The organism is Aeromonas sanarellii (assembly GCF_000820085.1).
GTDB classification, from domain to species: Bacteria; Pseudomonadota; Gammaproteobacteria; order Enterobacterales; family Aeromonadaceae; genus Aeromonas; species Aeromonas sanarellii.
Genome location: NZ_CDBN01000007.1, coordinates 22,702 through 37,685, shown reverse-complemented (window position 1 = coordinate 37,685; position 14,984 = coordinate 22,702). Strand labels below are relative to the sequence as shown.

General features: G+C 65.8%; 14 protein-coding genes. 6 read left to right on the top strand and 8 right to left on the bottom strand.

Annotated features, from left to right (window positions below):
• Positions 1 to 114: 114 nt before the first annotated feature.
• Positions 115 to 1,098: an aldo/keto reductase gene (locus tag BN1132_RS01220; RefSeq protein ID WP_042074291.1), complete on the bottom strand. Its 984-nt coding sequence runs from the start codon at positions 1,096 to 1,098 to the stop codon at positions 115 to 117.
• Positions 1,099 to 1,197: 99 nt separating this feature from the next.
• Here BN1132_RS01220 and BN1132_RS01215 point away from each other — a divergent pair, with 99 nt between their 5' ends.
• A complete protein-coding gene (locus tag BN1132_RS01215; protein ID WP_042074289.1) occupies positions 1,198 to 2,106 on the top strand; it encodes a LysR family transcriptional regulator in 909 nt (302 codons plus the stop codon).
• Between the two features lie 124 nt (positions 2,107 to 2,230).
• Here the strand turns inward: BN1132_RS01215 and BN1132_RS01210 are convergent, their stop codons facing one another.
• Together BN1132_RS01210 and BN1132_RS01205 are read right to left on the bottom strand one after the other, a co-directional pair.
• Positions 2,231 to 2,923: a response regulator gene (locus tag BN1132_RS01210; protein WP_042074288.1), complete on the bottom strand. Its 693-nt coding sequence runs from the start codon at positions 2,921 to 2,923 to the stop codon at positions 2,231 to 2,233.
• A 3-nt stretch (positions 2,924 to 2,926) separates the two neighbouring features.
• A complete protein-coding gene (locus tag BN1132_RS01205; protein WP_042074287.1) occupies positions 2,927 to 4,492 on the bottom strand; it encodes an ATP-binding protein in 1,566 nt (521 codons plus the stop codon).
• 255 nt (positions 4,493 to 4,747) lie between these two features.
• On the opposite strand from BN1132_RS01205, the gene slyA reads away from it, so the two are divergent.
• From slyA to BN1132_RS01185, 4 genes are all read left to right on the top strand, one after another.
• Positions 4,748 to 5,221 carry a transcriptional regulator SlyA gene (gene slyA, locus BN1132_RS01200; RefSeq protein ID WP_042074286.1) on the top strand — a complete coding sequence of 158 codons (474 nt, stop codon included), beginning with the start codon at positions 4,748 to 4,750 and terminating at the stop codon, positions 5,219 to 5,221.
• Position 5,222: 1 nt separating this feature from the next.
• Positions 5,223 to 6,278 (top strand): HlyD family secretion protein, encoded by a 1,056-nt coding sequence (locus BN1132_RS01195; RefSeq protein ID WP_042074285.1) that lies wholly within the window; start codon positions 5,223 to 5,225, stop codon positions 6,276 to 6,278.
• Positions 6,279 to 6,288: 10 nt separating this feature from the next.
• The gene (locus BN1132_RS01190) at positions 6,289 to 7,317 is read left to right on the top strand and encodes a DUF2955 domain-containing protein (RefSeq protein WP_042074382.1); all 1,029 of its coding nucleotides are present in this window, start codon (positions 6,289 to 6,291) and stop codon (positions 7,315 to 7,317) included.
• Between the two features lie 200 nt (positions 7,318 to 7,517).
• Complete coding sequence (locus BN1132_RS01185; protein ID WP_042074284.1) at positions 7,518 to 7,877, top strand: MliC family protein; 360 nt, start codon at positions 7,518 to 7,520, stop codon at positions 7,875 to 7,877.
• 58 nt (positions 7,878 to 7,935) lie between these two features.
• Here the strand turns inward: BN1132_RS01185 and BN1132_RS01180 are convergent, their stop codons facing one another.
• The 4 genes from BN1132_RS01180 to nrdD all read right to left on the bottom strand — a co-directional run bounded on the left by BN1132_RS01180 (position 7,936) and on the right by nrdD (position 11,428).
• A complete protein-coding gene (locus BN1132_RS01180) occupies positions 7,936 to 8,322 on the bottom strand; it encodes an energy transducer TonB (RefSeq protein WP_042074282.1) in 387 nt (128 codons plus the stop codon).
• A 139-nt stretch (positions 8,323 to 8,461) separates the two neighbouring features.
• Positions 8,462 to 8,632 carry a YqaE/Pmp3 family membrane protein gene (locus BN1132_RS19250; protein ID WP_042074281.1) on the bottom strand — a complete coding sequence of 57 codons (171 nt, stop codon included), beginning with the start codon at positions 8,630 to 8,632 and terminating at the stop codon, positions 8,462 to 8,464.
• Positions 8,633 to 8,687: 55 nt separating this feature from the next.
• On the bottom strand, positions 8,688 to 9,197 hold the full coding sequence (nrdG, locus tag BN1132_RS01170; RefSeq protein WP_042074279.1) for an anaerobic ribonucleoside-triphosphate reductase-activating protein: 510 nt from the start codon (positions 9,195 to 9,197) through the stop codon (positions 8,688 to 8,690).
• A gap of 113 nt (positions 9,198 to 9,310) precedes the next feature.
• Positions 9,311 to 11,428: an anaerobic ribonucleoside-triphosphate reductase gene (gene nrdD / locus BN1132_RS01165; protein ID WP_042074278.1), complete on the bottom strand. Its 2,118-nt coding sequence runs from the start codon at positions 11,426 to 11,428 to the stop codon at positions 9,311 to 9,313.
• 441 nt (positions 11,429 to 11,869) lie between these two features.
• Between nrdD and BN1132_RS01160 the strand changes: the two genes are divergently transcribed.
• Positions 11,870 to 12,853: an ABC transporter substrate-binding protein gene (locus BN1132_RS01160; protein ID WP_042074275.1), complete on the top strand. Its 984-nt coding sequence runs from the start codon at positions 11,870 to 11,872 to the stop codon at positions 12,851 to 12,853.
• Positions 12,854 to 12,917: 64 nt separating this feature from the next.
• Here the strand turns inward: BN1132_RS01160 and ligA are convergent, their stop codons facing one another.
• Positions 12,918 to 14,924: an NAD-dependent DNA ligase LigA gene (ligA, locus tag BN1132_RS01155; protein WP_042074274.1), complete on the bottom strand. Its 2,007-nt coding sequence runs from the start codon at positions 14,922 to 14,924 to the stop codon at positions 12,918 to 12,920.
• Positions 14,925 to 14,984 lie beyond the last annotated feature (60 nt).

Below are 14,984 nucleotides of genomic sequence, written 5' to 3'. Positions count from 1 at the left end.
CCGGCGCCACACACGCAAAAAGGGAGCCCAGGCTCCCTTTGTCGTTTTCCCGCCCCGGTGGTGCCCCTCAACGGGGCGAGCTGACCACCCCACGGCGAGCGGAGTGCGAAGCGCTCATGCGTTCACCCCCTTCATCCCCTCAGGGGTGTAGCGCTCCCCCGCCACCGGCAAGGTCCGGATGACCTGACCCAGGGCCCCGAGCTCCGCAGGCGTGAGGCGTACCGACAGGGCGCCGAGGTTATCCTCCAGATGGGTCAGGCGCCGGGTACCGGGGATGGGCACAATGTCCTCCCCCTGCGCCAGCAGCCAGGCCAGGGCTACCTGCGCCGCCGAGCATCCCTTCTGCCGGGCCAGGGCTATGACCGCCTGCACCAGGGTGCGGTTGGTGGCGAGGTTGTCCCCCTGAAAACGCGGCAGACTGGCCCGAAAATCCCCCTCCTCGAACACCGCCTCCTGCTGGTAGCGCCCGGTCAGAAAACCGCGCCCCAGGGGGGAGTAGGCCACGAGACCTATCCCCAGCTCGCGGCAGGCGGGCAGCACCGCCGTCTCCACCTCCCGGGTCCAGAGGGAATATTCCGTCTGCACCGCGGCCACCGGGTGCACGGCATGGGCGCGCCTCAGGGTAGCCTCGCTCACCTCGCACAGGCCGATGCGGGCTATCTTGCCCTCCTGCACCAGCTGCGCCAGCCCGGCCATGGTCTCCTCGACGGGATGGGCCGGATCGAGACGGTGCACATAGTAGAGATCGATCTGCTCGATGCCGAGGCGGCGCAGGGAACCCTCGCAGCTCTGGCGCGCATAGCGGGCGCTGTTGTCCAGGGTGCGCCTGTACTCCCCGGGCTGGCGCACTATGCCAAACTTGGTGGCCACCTTCACCTCCCCCCGCCGGGTCGCGAGAAAGCGCCCGATCAGCGCCTCGTTGTGATGGGGGCCGTACATGTCGGCGGTGTCGAGCAGGTCGATGCCCCGCTCCACCGCCTCCGCCAGCACCCGCAGGGACTGTTCGTCGTCCCTCGGCCCGTAGAATTCGCTCATCCCCATGCAGCCCAGCCCCAGGGCGGAGACATGCAGGCTGGTACCCAGAGTTCGTCGTTGCATCGTGTGTTCTCCCTGACAAGTTGCAGGGCAGTATGGTCTTCCGAAAATGAATGAGATATAGAGATAACTGGTAACCTATTTTCCGATGATGGAAAGCCTATGCACGACACCCTGCTCTGGGACGACGCCCGCGTCTTCCTGGCCATCGCCCGCAGCGGCACCCTGAGCGGTGCCGCCCACACCCTTCGCATGGGGGTGGCCACCGTCTCCCGGCGCCTGGACAGGCTGGAGGCGGCCCTCGGCCTGCCCCTGTTCAGCCACCACCAGCAGGGCTATCGCCTGACCGACGACGGTGAGGCCCTGCTGGAGCGGGCCGAGGCGCTGGAACATGCGGGGCTGGCCTTTGGCGAGGCGGGGCAGTTGCAGGGACAGGTGGCCGGCACCGTGCGCCTCGCCACCGCCGAGAACCTGGCCAATCCCCTCATCATCCCCTCCCTGCCGACGCTCTTTGCCCAGCACCCCGAGCTGAGGGTGGAGCTGGTCACCGGGGTGCAGACGGTGAACCTGCACAGGCGCGATGCCGATCTCGCGGTGCGCATGGTCAAGCCCGACGCCGGCAACCTCACTATCCGGCGCCTGGGGACCCTGGGGTTCGGTCTCTACGGAAGCGGCACCTACCTGGATGCCCGCAGCCCCGGGGGGGATGCCGCCAGCTTCGATCGGGATGACTTCATCGGCTGGAACGAAACCCAGAGCCACCTGCCCGCCGCCAGATGGATGACCCGCATGCTGCGCGGCCGCCCCTGCCGGGTGGAGACAGGCACCCTGGCGGCACAACACGCCGCCGCCAAAGCCGGCCTCGGGCTCGCGGTGCTGCCCCACTTTCTCGCCCACCAGACGGATCTGGTCTGCCTCCTGCCGGAGCTCGGGGTGGATCAGCCCATCTGGCTGGTGATCCACAGCGATCTCGCCCACTCCCGGCGGGTGCGGGCCGTGGCGGATCACCTCATCGCCCTGTTCGAGCGCGCCCGCACCGTCCTGCACCCCTTCTCGGGTGATCCCAGATAGAGCGGGCCAGACGACATAAAAAACAGGGCAAGGACCGGACAGCAGAAAGGGAACCCCTGGCTCCCTTTCTGTCTGCGCTGCGAGTCTGCGCTGCCCGTCTGAACGGCCAGCCACCGGCGCCGGGTCAGTGCTCCCGCCGCCAGTGGTAGCGGCGCTCCGGGCGGCCGCGCTGGCCGTAGTTGAGCTCCACGTCCAGCTTGTCTTCGGACTCCAGAAACTCCAGGTAGCGGCGCGCCGTGGTGCGGCTCAGGGAGAGACGCAGCGCCACCGTGTCGGTGGAGAAGGTGGTATCCGGCTCGCCGGCCAGCAGTTCCAGCACCTGGCGCAGGGTGATGGCGTCGATCCCCTTGGGGGTCTCGCGTACCTCCCGCGGCTGCCCCCGCCCCTTGCCCAGCAGCCGATCGAGATCGCTCTGGGCCAGCGAACCGCGCTCGCACAGGCGGCGGTGCAGGACGAGGACCTCGTCCAGGCTCTGCTGGATGCGGGACAGCCGCAGGGGCTTGATGATGTAGTCCTGCACCCCCAAGTTCAGGGCCTGCTGTATGGTCTCCACGTCGCAGGAGGCGGTGACCATGATCACGAATACCTCCCGGTTGTGGCTGCGCAGCCGGCTGACCCACTCCAGCCCCGAGCCGTCGGGCAGGGAGATGTCCACCAGCAGCAGCTGGGGCTCGGTGGCACGCAGCATGTGATCGGCCTCGGCCAGGCTCCCGGCCCGCCCCGGCAAGGCATACCCCGGGGTCGAGGCGATCAGCTCCGCCAACATGGCGCCTATCCGCTCGTCATCCTCGATAATCAGCGTGAAAATTGGCTTCATGACTTACACCAATTGGTTTTTATTCAAATAGATACCGAACAGTGTCGTCTGCTCGGTGGTGCGCCGCCATTCTATCACACCCCCGCGGCGGGCCACGGTCTTCTGGACCAGGAAGAGGCCCACCCCGTGATCGCCGGTCTGGCGGCTCACCCCATAGTCGAACAGATGATCCGCCAGCGCCTCGTCCACCCCCTCGCCGCTGTCCTCCACCTCGATCACCAGCCGCCGGCCAAGGTCATCCAGGGAGAGCAGCACCCGGGGCGCGGTGTGCTCGCGGTTCCCCCAGGCGGCGCGCAGGCCGTTGTCCAGCAGGTTGCCGATGCAGGTGATGAGATCTGCCGACACCTCCGCCGGGTACTCCCCGAGGGACGAGCCGGTGTCCAGCACCAGCTCCACCCCCAGCTCCCGCGCCCGGCTGAACTTGCCGAGGATGAGCCCGGCCACCGGCTTGTTCTCGATGGCCCGCAGCACCCCTTGCAGCATGGTCTGGCAGGCCTCGTTCTCCTGCTGGATCAGCTCCACCGCCTCCTCCACGTGACCGAGCTGCAGCAGGCCGGAAAGGCTGCCGAGCTTGTTGGCGAACTCGTGGGTCTGGATGCGCAGCATCTCGGCGTACTGGCGCAGGTGGGTCACCTGCATGCCGAGGCTGCCGGTGCCGTCCGGCCGGCTGAAGATCAGCATGCGGCCGGGCTCGCGGCCGCCGAGCTCCTGCCAGTGACCGACGAAGTCCTCCCCCTGCACGGTGAAGCGTACCCTGCCCTCCTGGGTCAGGATCGGCAGCAGCGCGGGGGCCAGCTGTGCCAGGGAGTGACCCAGCAGGGCGTGGCGACCGGTGCCGGGCAGCCGCAGCTGGTAGAAGGCGGCGCTGTTGAGCATGGTGATCCCGTGCTGGCTGTCGAGGGCCACTATCCCCTCAGAGATCCCCTCCAGCACCAGATCCTGCCGGGCGAAGCGGTTGGCGATGGTCTCAGGCTCCAGATCCAGCAGGGTGCGTTTCAGCCGGTGCTGCAGCCAGAGCGCCAGCAGCAGGCCGCAGCCCAGCACGGCGCCGATGGCACCGAGGAGCAGGGCGATGCGATCCAGGTAGATGCCCTCCACCGTCCGCATCAGATACCCCACCACCACCACGCCGATGGCGCTTCCGTCCGCCCCGATCACCGGGGAGAAGCAGCGGATGGCGGGGCCCAGGGTGCCCACGTCCCGGGAGCAGTAGCTCCGGCGCTCGTGGATCGCCGGCCAGATGTCCTCCCCCCGGAAGGTCTGGCCCACCAGCTCGGGCGAGGGGTGGCTCAGGCGCCGGGCGTGCTCGTCGGTCACCACCATGTAGGCGGCGTCGGTGCGCTTGCAGATCCCCTGCACATAGTCCCTAAGGCCGGGATCGCTGCCCAGTTGCAGGGCCTGCACCACCCGGTTGTCCGCCGCTAGCACCCGCGCCAGATCGCTCCCCTTCTCCTCCAGGTTGCTCTCCAGCAGGTGGCGGATGAAGAGGGCGAGCAGTCCCCCCAGGATCAGGATCAGCAGCAGCGACAGGCCGAGGGAGAGGGTGACCAGCTGGTGGCGCAGTTTCATCTTGTTACCTTGCAACGTCAGGAGAAGGCCCGGGGTGCGGACACAGCCTGGCGGGAGCAATGACCAGGGCCGGCGCCGGGCATGGCGTCACTCTAGCGCCCCGGTGCGCCACTGTCGGTTAGCTGGCCCGCAAAGCCATATAAAAACTTAAACACCACGGCAGCCCCGAATCTGAACGTGACCTGCATCACACTATTTACTTAGCCTGCGAAACAATTATAATGCTTCGCAAGCTAACTAAATGAGGAGCCCATCATGGGAAAGGATCTGGAGATGTTGCGCGAGCTCTCCCTCGCCGAGCAGCTGGGGCGACTGCACCGGCTGTGGCGCACCGTGGCCGACCTCGAGCTGGCACCCCTGGGGCTCACCCATCCCCGCTGGACCGCCCTGTGGAAACTCAGCCGGCTCGGTGGCCATCTCAGCCAGAAGACCCTGGCCGAGGCGCTGGAGATAGAGCTGCCCTCCCTGATGCGCACCCTGGGCCAGCTGGAGGAGCAGGGTCTGGTGGAACGCCACTGCTGCAGCCAGGACAAGCGGGCCCGCATCGTCACCCTGACCCCGGCCGGCAAGGCGCTGCTCGATCAGATCGAGGATCGCATCATGGAGGTACGCCGTGAGCTGCTCGTCGGCATCAGCCAGCAGGAGCTGGCCCAGTTTGAAGACATTGTGCACCGCATCTCCACCAACGCCCTCGGCAAGATAGCCGCACAGCACGAAGAGAGAGAATGAGATGACTCCGGATCAACAATTCAAGCGCTGGATAAAGTGGGCCATCGCCTGCTTCACCCTGGTGTTTGGCTACTTTCTGCTGGCCGACATCAAGATGCCCCTGACGCCCCAGGCCATGGCGACCCGGGTCGTCACCCGGATGGCGCCCCAGGTCAGCGGCAAGGTGACCGAGGTCGCCGTGACCAACAACCAGCACGTCAGACAGGGGGACCTGCTGTTCGCCCTCGACCCCGTCCCCTTCGAACTCGCGGTCGAGCAGGCCAGGCTGGCCCTGGATCAGGCCGAGCAGCAGAACCGCCAGCTGGACGCGACCCTGACCGCCTATGAGGCGGAGTACAGCTCACTGCGGACCCAGGCCGACCAGAAGCAGCGGGAAGCGGCCCGCATCGACGCCCTCTATCGCCGTCACATGGTGTCGGAGCAGCAGAAGGACGACGCCGACAGCGCCGCCCGCACCGCCCGGGCCAACCTGCTCGGCAGCCAGGCCCGGGTAGAGCAGGCTCGCGTCAGCCGGGGGCTGCCCGGCGACGACAACCTGCTGCTGCGCCAGGCCCGCAACCGCCTCGCCCAGACCGAGCTCAACCTCGCCTACAGCCGGGTCCATGCAAGCCAGGACGGCATCATCACCAACCTGCAGCTCAAGCCGGGCAGCGTGGCCAACGCGGGCTCCCCCCTGCTGGCCCTGGTCTCGGAGCAGGTGGACGTGATCGCCGATTTTCGCGAGAAGAGCCTGCGCCACGTCAGCCCGGGCAGCCAGGCCCTCGTCGCCTTCGACGGCGAGCCAGGCCGCCTCTATCCGGCCCATGTCGCCAGCCTGGACGCCGGGGTCAGCGCCGGCCAGTTCGACGCCAACGGCCAGCTCGCGAATCCTGTCGAGTCCGATCGCTGGGTGCGCGATGCCCAGCGCCTGCGCCTGCACCTGACCCTGGAGCAGTTGCCCGCCCATCTGCCGGCCGGGGCCCGCGCCACGGTGCAACTGCTGCCGGACAACACCCTGACCGGGTTGCTGGCCCGCGGCCAGATCCGCCTGCTCAGCCTGCTGCACTACATCTACTGAGATGACCACCATGAACCTGTGGCACAGGCCCCTCACCGCCAACGAGCTGCGCCAGTGTCTGCGCATCGCCTTCGGCTGCACCCTGGGGTTTGTGCTGTGCAAGATCTTCGGCTGGAGCAACGGGGTCTTCTTCACCGTCACCCCGGTGCTGCTGCTCGGCATGGTGCCGGTGATGAACGGCCACGCCGCCCGCCAGCTCATCGCCTCCGCCGCCATGTGCGGGCTGGAGGTGGGCCTGCTGGGGGGCCTGTTCGGCAGCCACCCCGGGCTCATGACCCCCCTGGTCTTCCTGCTGTTCCTCTACCGCTTCGCCGCCATGTCCAGAGGCAGCCTGTTCCTGTTCGGCGCCAATGGCGTGCTCAGCCTCAGCATCATGCTGCACTTTGCCAGCTATCCGCAGACGGACTTGAACGACCTTATCTTCAGCAACCTCTGGGCCAGCGTCCTGTCGGTGCTCATCGCCTATCTGATGACGGCCCTGATCCCGGACGTAGAGGCCAGGCCCATCCCGGCCCCCTCCCCCAAGGCACCGCACCGGATGCGTCACGAGGCCCTGCTGGGTGCCAGCATCGCCACCCTGTCATTCCTGGTGTTCCAGACCCTCGATCTGCGCGACTCCATGTCGGCCCAGGCCACCACCCTGCTGCTGCTCTTCCCCATGCACTGGAACGGCGCCCTCGGCTATGCCCGCAAGCGGGCCATGGGCACTTTGCTCGGGGTGAGCTTCGGCATACTCGGGCAACTGGTGCTCTACGACTGGTCCGGGTTGCTGCTGCTGGTGACCCCGGTGCTCTGGCTCGGCGCCATGCTGTTCAGCTACGCCCATGTGAAGGAGGCGAGCGGCTCCGGGGTCGGGTTCGGCGCCCTCACCACTCTCGGCATCCTGTTCGGCCAGTACCTGACGCCCGGCAACGATCTGGTGTTCAGCGCCCTCTACCGGGTGAGCAGCATCCTGGTGGCCATAGTGGCCACCCTGCTGGCCTGCTACCTCATCCACCGCCTGCTCAACCACTTCGAGGTGACGCGGTTCGGCCATTGACCCTTTTCTGTTGCCATCGGACGGCTCCCTTTCGCCCCGCTTGCCTGCCGGGGCGTTTTTTTGTCCGCCGCACGGCCGAGGCGGCGGCCCTCCTGCCCGTCGGCAGGACGCATCCCGACGCAGGGGGCCCATGATGAGGTTGCAGTTGATCCTCATCCTGTTAGGCTCAATGCCATATGACACCGTTCAAAGGATGCGACATGAAACACGCCAAGCTCTTTCTACTGGGGACCGGGGCCCTGACCCTGCTCGGCGGCTGCGATCTGGGCGCCGGCAAGCTGGGCGTCACCGGCGGGGATCCCGTCACCTACCTGTGCGAACAGAACCAGAAGGTGCAGGTGCGCTACTTCTCCCTCTCGGACGAGAGTCTGAACTTCGTCAAGCTCGCCCTGCCCGATGGCAAGGACTACACCCTGCCCCAGGCGGTCTCCGCCTCCGGCGCCCGCTACACGGACGATCATCAGGTGGTCTGGTGGAACAAGGGCAAGGAGGGATTCGTCGAGATGCGCGATGACGCCGGGGAGTGGCAGAGCCGCTACAACGACTGCAAGGAGCAGTGAGCCGCGCCGCCATGGCACAGAGCCCACACGAAACACCCCGGCCTGGCCGGGGTGTTTGTCATTTCACTTCCACTTCGAATCGGGCCACTACCCGAGCCGGAATGGCTTGTGGATTCTGCTCGGATGGCCGGTAGCGCATCTTCGCCAGCCCGGAGATGGCAATGAGGTCCAGCACGCCGGGGGGATGGGATTCCAGCACCTCGGGGCTGAACAGCTTGCCATTGGAATCGATGAGATAGCGAAGGGTCACATACCCCTTGACCGGCTTCTTCTCCGGCAACCCCCCGACCGGGTTAAAGGTGCCTATATCCCCCACCAGCACCCAGTATTCGGGCAGCTCTTCCCAGGTGACATCCACCGGAGGCTGATTCAGCTTGGCGGTGGGGCTGGCACAGCCCCCCAGCAGGGCCAGGCTGGCCCACAGCAACAACAGTTTCAAACGCACTGACACTCCCTCTTCGTTGTACCGCTCGGCTCCTTGAGCGGACTGCCAGTGTCAGGCAAAGGGGCTTATCCGGAAAGTCCCCATCTGGCGCGCAATAAAAAAGGCCAACCCCGGGGTTGGCCTTTTTCAATCGGGCGGATCAGCCGCGCTTGTCGCTCACCACCAGCCAGAGCGCATGGACCATGCCGGGCAGACCGCCGAGCAGGGTCAGCACTATGTTGATGAAAAAATGCAGGCTCAAACCCACCTGGATAAAGGCGCAGACCGGGGGCAGGAAGATGGCCAGCAGGATCTTGAGCAGATTGTTCATGGGGCTCCTCGTGAAAGATGTCTTGGGGTTGGCCTAACCATAAACACCCAAGGCCTCAACTGCAAACCAGACAGGGGATCCGCTCCCCTCCTTCCCGCCAGGCGTTGAGGTCGTGAACGATCTGGTTGCGGCTGCCACGCCAGAGCAGGCCTGGGTCTGCCAACTCCTTTTCAAACTTGCCATCCACCAGCACGTCCAGCAAGGCCACCAGCTCGCGCTGGGCCGGCGAAAGCTCATCCAGGCGATAGCCGGTCCAGCACCAGATGTCCTTGTCGGGACACTTGGCCCGCACCCGTTTCACCAGCGCCAGCACAAAAGGCAGGTTGGCGGGGTGGAGAGGATCCCCCCCCGAGAGCGACAGACCCCGGCGCTTGATGCGGGTGTCGTTGAGATCCTGGATGATGCGATCGCTCATGGCCTCATCGAACGGCCTGCCGCCATCGAGGCGCCAGGTGCTCTGGTTGTAGCAGCCGGGGCACTGGTGCTCGCAACCCGACACGAACAGGGTGGCGCGGGTGCCGGGGCCGTTGATCACATCGACCGGGTAGTACTGGTGGTAGTGCATTCGAGTTCTCTGGGTTAACGGCCAACCCCCTCCCAACCTCCTCCTTCGAAAGGGGGAGGAGCTTCTTTGCCCCCTCCCCTGCCAAGGGGAGGGCTGGGGTGGGGTCTGCTCGCTTACATATGCTTGACCCGGCGCTTCACCTCTTCCTGCTTGCCCGCGTTGAAGGGGCGCGCATCCGGGCTGCCGAGATAGCCGCACACCCGGCGGGTCACCGACACCTTGGCCGGGTCGTGGTTGCCGCAGCGCGGGCAGGTGAAGCCCTTGGAGGTGCACTCGAACTCGCCGGTGAAGCCGCAGTCGTAACACTCGTCGATGGGGGTGTTGGTGCCGTAGTAGGGCACCTTGTCATAGCTGTAGTCCCAGACGTTCTCCAGCGCCTCCAGGTTGTGCTGGATGTTGGGGTACTCGCCGTAGCAGATGAAGCCGCCGCTGGCGATGGGCGGGTAGGGCGCCTCGAAGTCCAGCTTGTCATAGGGGTTCACCCGCTTCTCCACGTCCAGGTGGAAGCTGTTGGTGTAGTAGCCCTTGTCGGTCACCCCGGCCACCACGCCAAACTCCTTGGCGTCGATGCGGCAGAAACGGGTGCAGAGGTTCTCGCTCGGGGTGGAGTAGAGGCTGAAGCCGTAGCCGGTCTCCTCCTTCCACTCGTCGGTGGCCGCCTTGAGCCGCGCTATGATGGCGATGGCCTTCTGGCGCAGGGTCTCGCTGTCGAACAGGTGGACGTCGGTGCCATAGAGGGCGTTGATGGTCTCGTGTACCCCTATGTAGCCCAGGGAAATGGAGGCGCGGCCGTGCTTGAAGATCTCGCTGATGTTGTCGTCCGCCTTGAGGCGCACGCCGCAGGCCCCCTCCATGTAGAGGATGGGAGCGACCCGGGCCTTGACCCCGTCCAGGCGCTCGATGCGGTACATCAGCGCCTGCTTGGCCACCCGCAGGGCGGCATCCAGCTTGTCCCAGAAATCCGCCTCGTCGCGGGATTTCAACGCGATGCGCGGCAGGTTGAGGCTCACCACCCCTAGGTTGTTGCGCCCCTCGTGGATGAGCTCGCCGTGTTCCTCGTAGGCGCCGAGGAAGGAGCGGCAGCCCATGGGGGTCTTGAAGGAGCCGGTGACCTTGACCACCTGGTCGTAGTTGAGGATGTCCGGGTACATCCGCTTGGAGGCGCACTCCAGGGCCAGCTGCTTGATGTCGTAGTTGGGATCGCCCGGCTTGTGGTTCAGGCCGTCCTTGATGGCGAACACCAGTTTCGGGAAGACGGCGGTCTTTTTGTTCTTGCCGAGGCCCGCGATGCGGTTGCCGAGGATGGCGCGCTGGATGAGGCGCGACTCCCAGCTGTCCCCGAGGCCGAAACCGAAGGTGACGAAGGGGGTCTGGCCGTTGGCGGTGTGCAGGGTGTTCACCTCGTATTCCAGGGACTGGAAGGCGTCGTGGCACTCCTTCTCGGTGCGGGCCATGGCGTAGGCATCCACGTCCAGGATCCCCCACTCCTCGGCCACCTCCCGGTGCTTGTGCCAGCTGATGGTCACATAGGGCGCCAGTACCTCGTCGATGCGGTTGATGGTGGTGCCACCGTAGATGTGGCTCGCCACCTGGGCGATGATCTGGGCTGTGACCGCGGTGGCGGTGCTGATGGATTTCGGGGTGTCTATCTCCGCATTGCCCATCTTGAAGCCGTGGGTCAGCATCCCCTGCAGATCGATCAGCATGCAGTTGAACATGGGGAAGAAGGGGGAGTAGTCGAGATCGTGGAAGTGCAGATCGCCGCTCTCGTGGGCCTGCACCACGTCGCGGGGCAGCATGTGGCTGATGGCGTAGTGCTTGGCGACGATGCCCGCCAGCAGGTCGCGCTGGGTCGGGATCACCTTGGAGTCCTTGTTGGCGTTCTCGTTGAGCAGGGCCGCGTTGGTCTGCTCCACCAGGCCGCGGATCTCCTGGGCCAGCCGGCCACGGGCCTCGCGGGCCTGATCCCTGTCGTGCCGGTACTCGATGTAGGCGCGGGCGATGGCCTTGTCGTCGGAAGCCATCAGGTGGTTCTCGACCCGGTTCTGGATCTCGTGGATGTCCACCTCGCCTCGCCCCTCCAGCTCCTGGCTGACGGCGCCGGCGATGCGTTCGGCCAGCGCCGGATTGGCTTGATTGACAGCTTCCGCCGCCCGGCTCACCGCCTCGGCGATCAGCTGGCCATTGAATGGTGCACGACATCCATCGCGTTTGATCACTACCGGTTTCATCGATTTTCCCCGCGTTAAAGGCCTGGCTCTCGCCCTCGGCTCACCCTTGTTGAGTCCCCTTCTCCACGCCCGTCCCCGGCGCAAACAAATTCAGCCAAGGCTTGGACAACCCGGGCTGACACTGAGAGGGTGACGACTTATGCACAGCTTTATAACACTATATATGGGTGTTTTTTTTATGCCTACCCCTATATGTGGGGTCTATTAGGCACCAAAGCGGTACCTCGTTTCTTGATCCAGAACAGGTTTTCGGAGGGGTGGGGCAGTTCACAACCAGCGCCAAAAGAGGCTTTTCTTGTGCATCCCAGACGGGGGGCGGGCTGGCGCGTCATCCGGCCAACTGGAAAAAGATTTTCCCTCCGACAGTAATTGACCGGGACAGGCCTGCACCAAAATGGACATAATGAGTGACGATTCTCTGCCTGTCCGATGGGACGCGACATGACCAAGCCTCTACTGCGGCGACTGCTACTGCTGCTGTGTGCCCTGCCGCTGCGGCTGTGGGGGGCCGAGATCCTGGTGATCAGCAGCTATCACCCCGAATACCTGTGGGATCGAAGCTACAACGCCAGCCTGGAGGCCCATCTGGGCAGCGCCCACCGCATCAGCCACTTCTACATGGACACCAAGCGCCGTCCCCCCGAGGAGTTCGACCGGATCGCCGAACAGGCCCTGGCCTTCTACCGGCAGGTCAGGCCGGAGCTGGTGGTGCTCGGCGATGACAACGCCATCAACTACCTGGCCGGCGAGATAGCCACCCTGGGCACGCCCGTGGTGTTCCTCGGCATGAACGAGAATCCGCGCCACAAGGGGCTGGTGGGCCATCCCATGATCACCGGTGTGCTGGAGCGCCCCCTGCTCAAGCGCAACATCAGCGAGATGAGCCAGTTGATGGGGGGGATCAAGAAGGCGCTGGTACTGTTTGATTCCAGCCAGGTGTCGCTCACCGCCATCGAGGACGAGTTCAAGATCCAGACCGAGCTGCGGGTCGGCCAGACCCTGATCAACAGCCAGCTGATCGGCGACTACGGCCTGTGGCAGGAGGCCGTGCTCCATGCCAAGCAGAACGGCTATCAGGCCATCTTTATCGGCCTCTACCACACCCTCACCGACGATCAGGGCAGGCATGTGAACGAGCAGGAGGTACTGGCGTGGGCCAGCGCCCACAGCCCGGTGCCGCTGTTCTGCTTCTGGGAGTTTTCGGTGGGCCAGGGCAGGGCCATCGGCGGCCTGGTGCTGGATGGCCGCGATCAGGGGGCCAGGGCGGCCGAGCTGATCGGCGCCATCCTGGCGGGCGCCCAACCCGGAACCCTGGCACCGCGCGCCGCCCTGCGCGGCGAATATGTCTTCAGCGAGAGCGAGCTGACCCGCTGGCGGCTCACCCTGCCCGACAAGTGGCGCTACAAGACCCTCTGGCGCGAGTGATGACCCAAAGAAGAAGAACCCGGCACCAGGCCGGGTTCTTCGTTTGGCGTGAAGGCAGGGCCCGTCAGCCCTGCAGTGCCTGCTGCAGCTCCGCTTCGCTCCAGACGGTGATGCCGAGCTCCTGGGCCTTGGCGAGCTTGGAGCCCGCCGCCTCGCCGGCCACCAGCACATCGGTCTTGGCCGACACCGAGCCCGCCACCTTGGCCCCCAGGGCCTGCAGCGCCGACTTGGCGTCATTGCGGGACAGGGTGGTGAGGGTGCCGGTCAGCACGAAGGTCTTGCCGGCAAAGGGCTGCTCGGTGGCGGCTTTCTTCTCGATGACCGGCCAGTGGATGCCGGCGGCCAGCAGGGCCTCCAGCACCTCTATGTTGTGGGGCTGGCGCAGGAAGTAGTAGACGTGCTTGGCCACTATGTCCCCCACGTCGGGTACCTCGAGCAGCTGCTCCACCGAGGCGGCGCGCAGGGCTTCCAGGGTGAGGAAGTGGTTGGCGAGGTTGAGCGCCGTCGCCTCCCCCACCTCGCGGATCCCCAGGGCGAACAGGAAGCGCGGCAGCGTGGTGCTGCGCGCCTTGTCGATGGCCGCCACCAGGTTGAGGGCGGACTTTTGCCCCATTCGCTCCAGACCGGCCAGTTGGATGGCGTTGAGGCCGAACAGGTCGGCCGGGGTCTTCACCAGCCCCTTGTCCACCAGTTGCTCCACTATCTTGTCGCCGAGGCCGTCCACGTCCATGGCGCGCCGCGCCGCGAAGTGCTTGATCGCCTCCTTGCGCTGGGCCTCGCAGAACAGGCCGCCGGAGCAACGGGTCACCGCCTCCCCCTCCAGCCGCTCCAGGGCGGAGCCACACACAGGGCACTGGCAGGGGAAGAGGATAGCGCGGGCATCCGCCGGGCGCTGCGCCTCCACCACCGCCACGATCTGCGGGATCACGTCCCCGGCCCGGCGCACGATCACGGTGTCGCCGATCATGACGCCGAGGCGCTCGATCTCGTCGGCATTGTGCAGGGTGGCGTTGGAGACGGTGACGCCGCCGACGAACACGGGCTTGAGCTTGGCCACCGGGGTCACGGCGCCGGTGCGGCCGACCTGGAACTCGACATTCTCAAGCAGAGTCATCTCCTCCTGGGCCGGGAACTTGTGGGCGGTGGCCCAGCGCGGGGCGCGGGCCACGAAGCCGAGCTCTTCCTGCAGGGGGATGGCATCCACCTTGTAGACCACGCCGTCGATCTCATAAGGGAGCTCGCCACGACGGGCCAGGATGTCGTCGTGGAACGCCTGGCAGCCGACGGCGCCCTCTTTCAGCTTCACCTCGGGGCTGAGTGGCAGGCCCCAGGCTTTCAGCTGGTTGAGGCGCTCGAAGTGGGAGTCCCCCAGTTGCTCGCCGCCTACCCCGACGCCATAGGCATAGAAGCTCAGGGGACGGCTTGCGGTGATGCGCGAGTCGAGCTGGCGCAGGCTGCCGGCGGCGGCGTTGCGCGGGTTGACGAACACCTTCTCCCCCGCCGCCAGCGCCTTGGCATTCATCGCCTCGAACCCGGCCCTGGGCATGAACACCTCCCCCCTGACCTCTAATCGAGCAGGCCAGCCCGAGCCCCGCAGGGCGAGCGGTATGGCCTTGATGGTGCGCACGTTCTCGGTGATCTCCTCCCCCGTGGTGCCATCCCCCCGGGTGGCGGCCTGCACCAGCTGGCCGTCCACGTAGAGCAGGCTCACCGCCAGACCGTCCAGCTTGGGCTCGCAACAGAAGGTGAAGCTCAGCTCCCTCTTGAGGCGATCCCGCATGCGCTGCTCGAAGGCCAGCAGCTCCTCGTCGCTGAACACGTTGTCCAGGCTCAGCATGGGGATCTCGTGGCGCACCTGCTTGAAGGCGGTCAGCGGCTGGCCCCCCACCCGCACGCTCGGCGAGGTCGGGGTCTTCAGCTCGGGATGCTCGGCCTCCAGCGCGATCAGCTCGCGCATCAGGCGGTCGTATTCGGCGTCCGGCACGGTCGGATCGTCCAGCACATAGTACTGATGACCGTACTCGGTCAGCAGCTCACACAGTTGACGGTGGCGGGAAAGGATATCGCTCATGGGGAAGTCTCGGACTGTGATTGAAGTAGGCAGGGTAAGAATACAAACAAAAATGCGGTA

Bases quoted from the DNA above. Each gene is read 5' to 3' on its own strand.
- BN1132_RS01185 (WP_042074284.1), top strand. From the start codon at position 7,518: ATGAAACACGCCAAGCTCTTTCTACTGGGGACCGGGGCCCTGACCCTG.
- BN1132_RS01215 (WP_042074289.1), top strand. From the start codon at position 1,198: ATGCACGACACCCTGCTCTGGGACGACGCCCGCGTCTTCCTGGCCATC.
- BN1132_RS01205 (WP_042074287.1), bottom strand. From the start codon at position 4,492: ATGAAACTGCGCCACCAGCTGGTCACCCTCTCCCTCGGCCTGTCGCTG.
- nrdG (WP_042074279.1), bottom strand. From the start codon at position 9,197: ATGCACTACCACCAGTACTACCCGGTCGATGTGATCAACGGCCCCGGC.
- slyA (WP_042074286.1), top strand. From the start codon at position 4,748: ATGGGAAAGGATCTGGAGATGTTGCGCGAGCTCTCCCTCGCCGAGCAG.
- BN1132_RS01210 (WP_042074288.1), bottom strand. From the start codon at position 2,923: ATGAAGCCAATTTTCACGCTGATTATCGAGGATGACGAGCGGATAGGC.
- BN1132_RS01195 (WP_042074285.1), top strand. From the start codon at position 5,223: ATGACTCCGGATCAACAATTCAAGCGCTGGATAAAGTGGGCCATCGCC.
- BN1132_RS19250 (WP_042074281.1), bottom strand. From the start codon at position 8,632: ATGAACAATCTGCTCAAGATCCTGCTGGCCATCTTCCTGCCCCCGGTC.
- ligA (WP_042074274.1), bottom strand. From the start codon at position 14,924: ATGAGCGATATCCTTTCCCGCCACCGTCAACTGTGTGAGCTGCTGACC.
- BN1132_RS01190 (WP_042074382.1), top strand. From the start codon at position 6,289: ATGAACCTGTGGCACAGGCCCCTCACCGCCAACGAGCTGCGCCAGTGT.
- BN1132_RS01160 (WP_042074275.1), top strand. From the start codon at position 11,870: ATGACCAAGCCTCTACTGCGGCGACTGCTACTGCTGCTGTGTGCCCTG.
- nrdD (WP_042074278.1), bottom strand. From the start codon at position 11,428: ATGAAACCGGTAGTGATCAAACGCGATGGATGTCGTGCACCATTCAAT.
- BN1132_RS01220 (WP_042074291.1), bottom strand. From the start codon at position 1,098: ATGCAACGACGAACTCTGGGTACCAGCCTGCATGTCTCCGCCCTGGGG.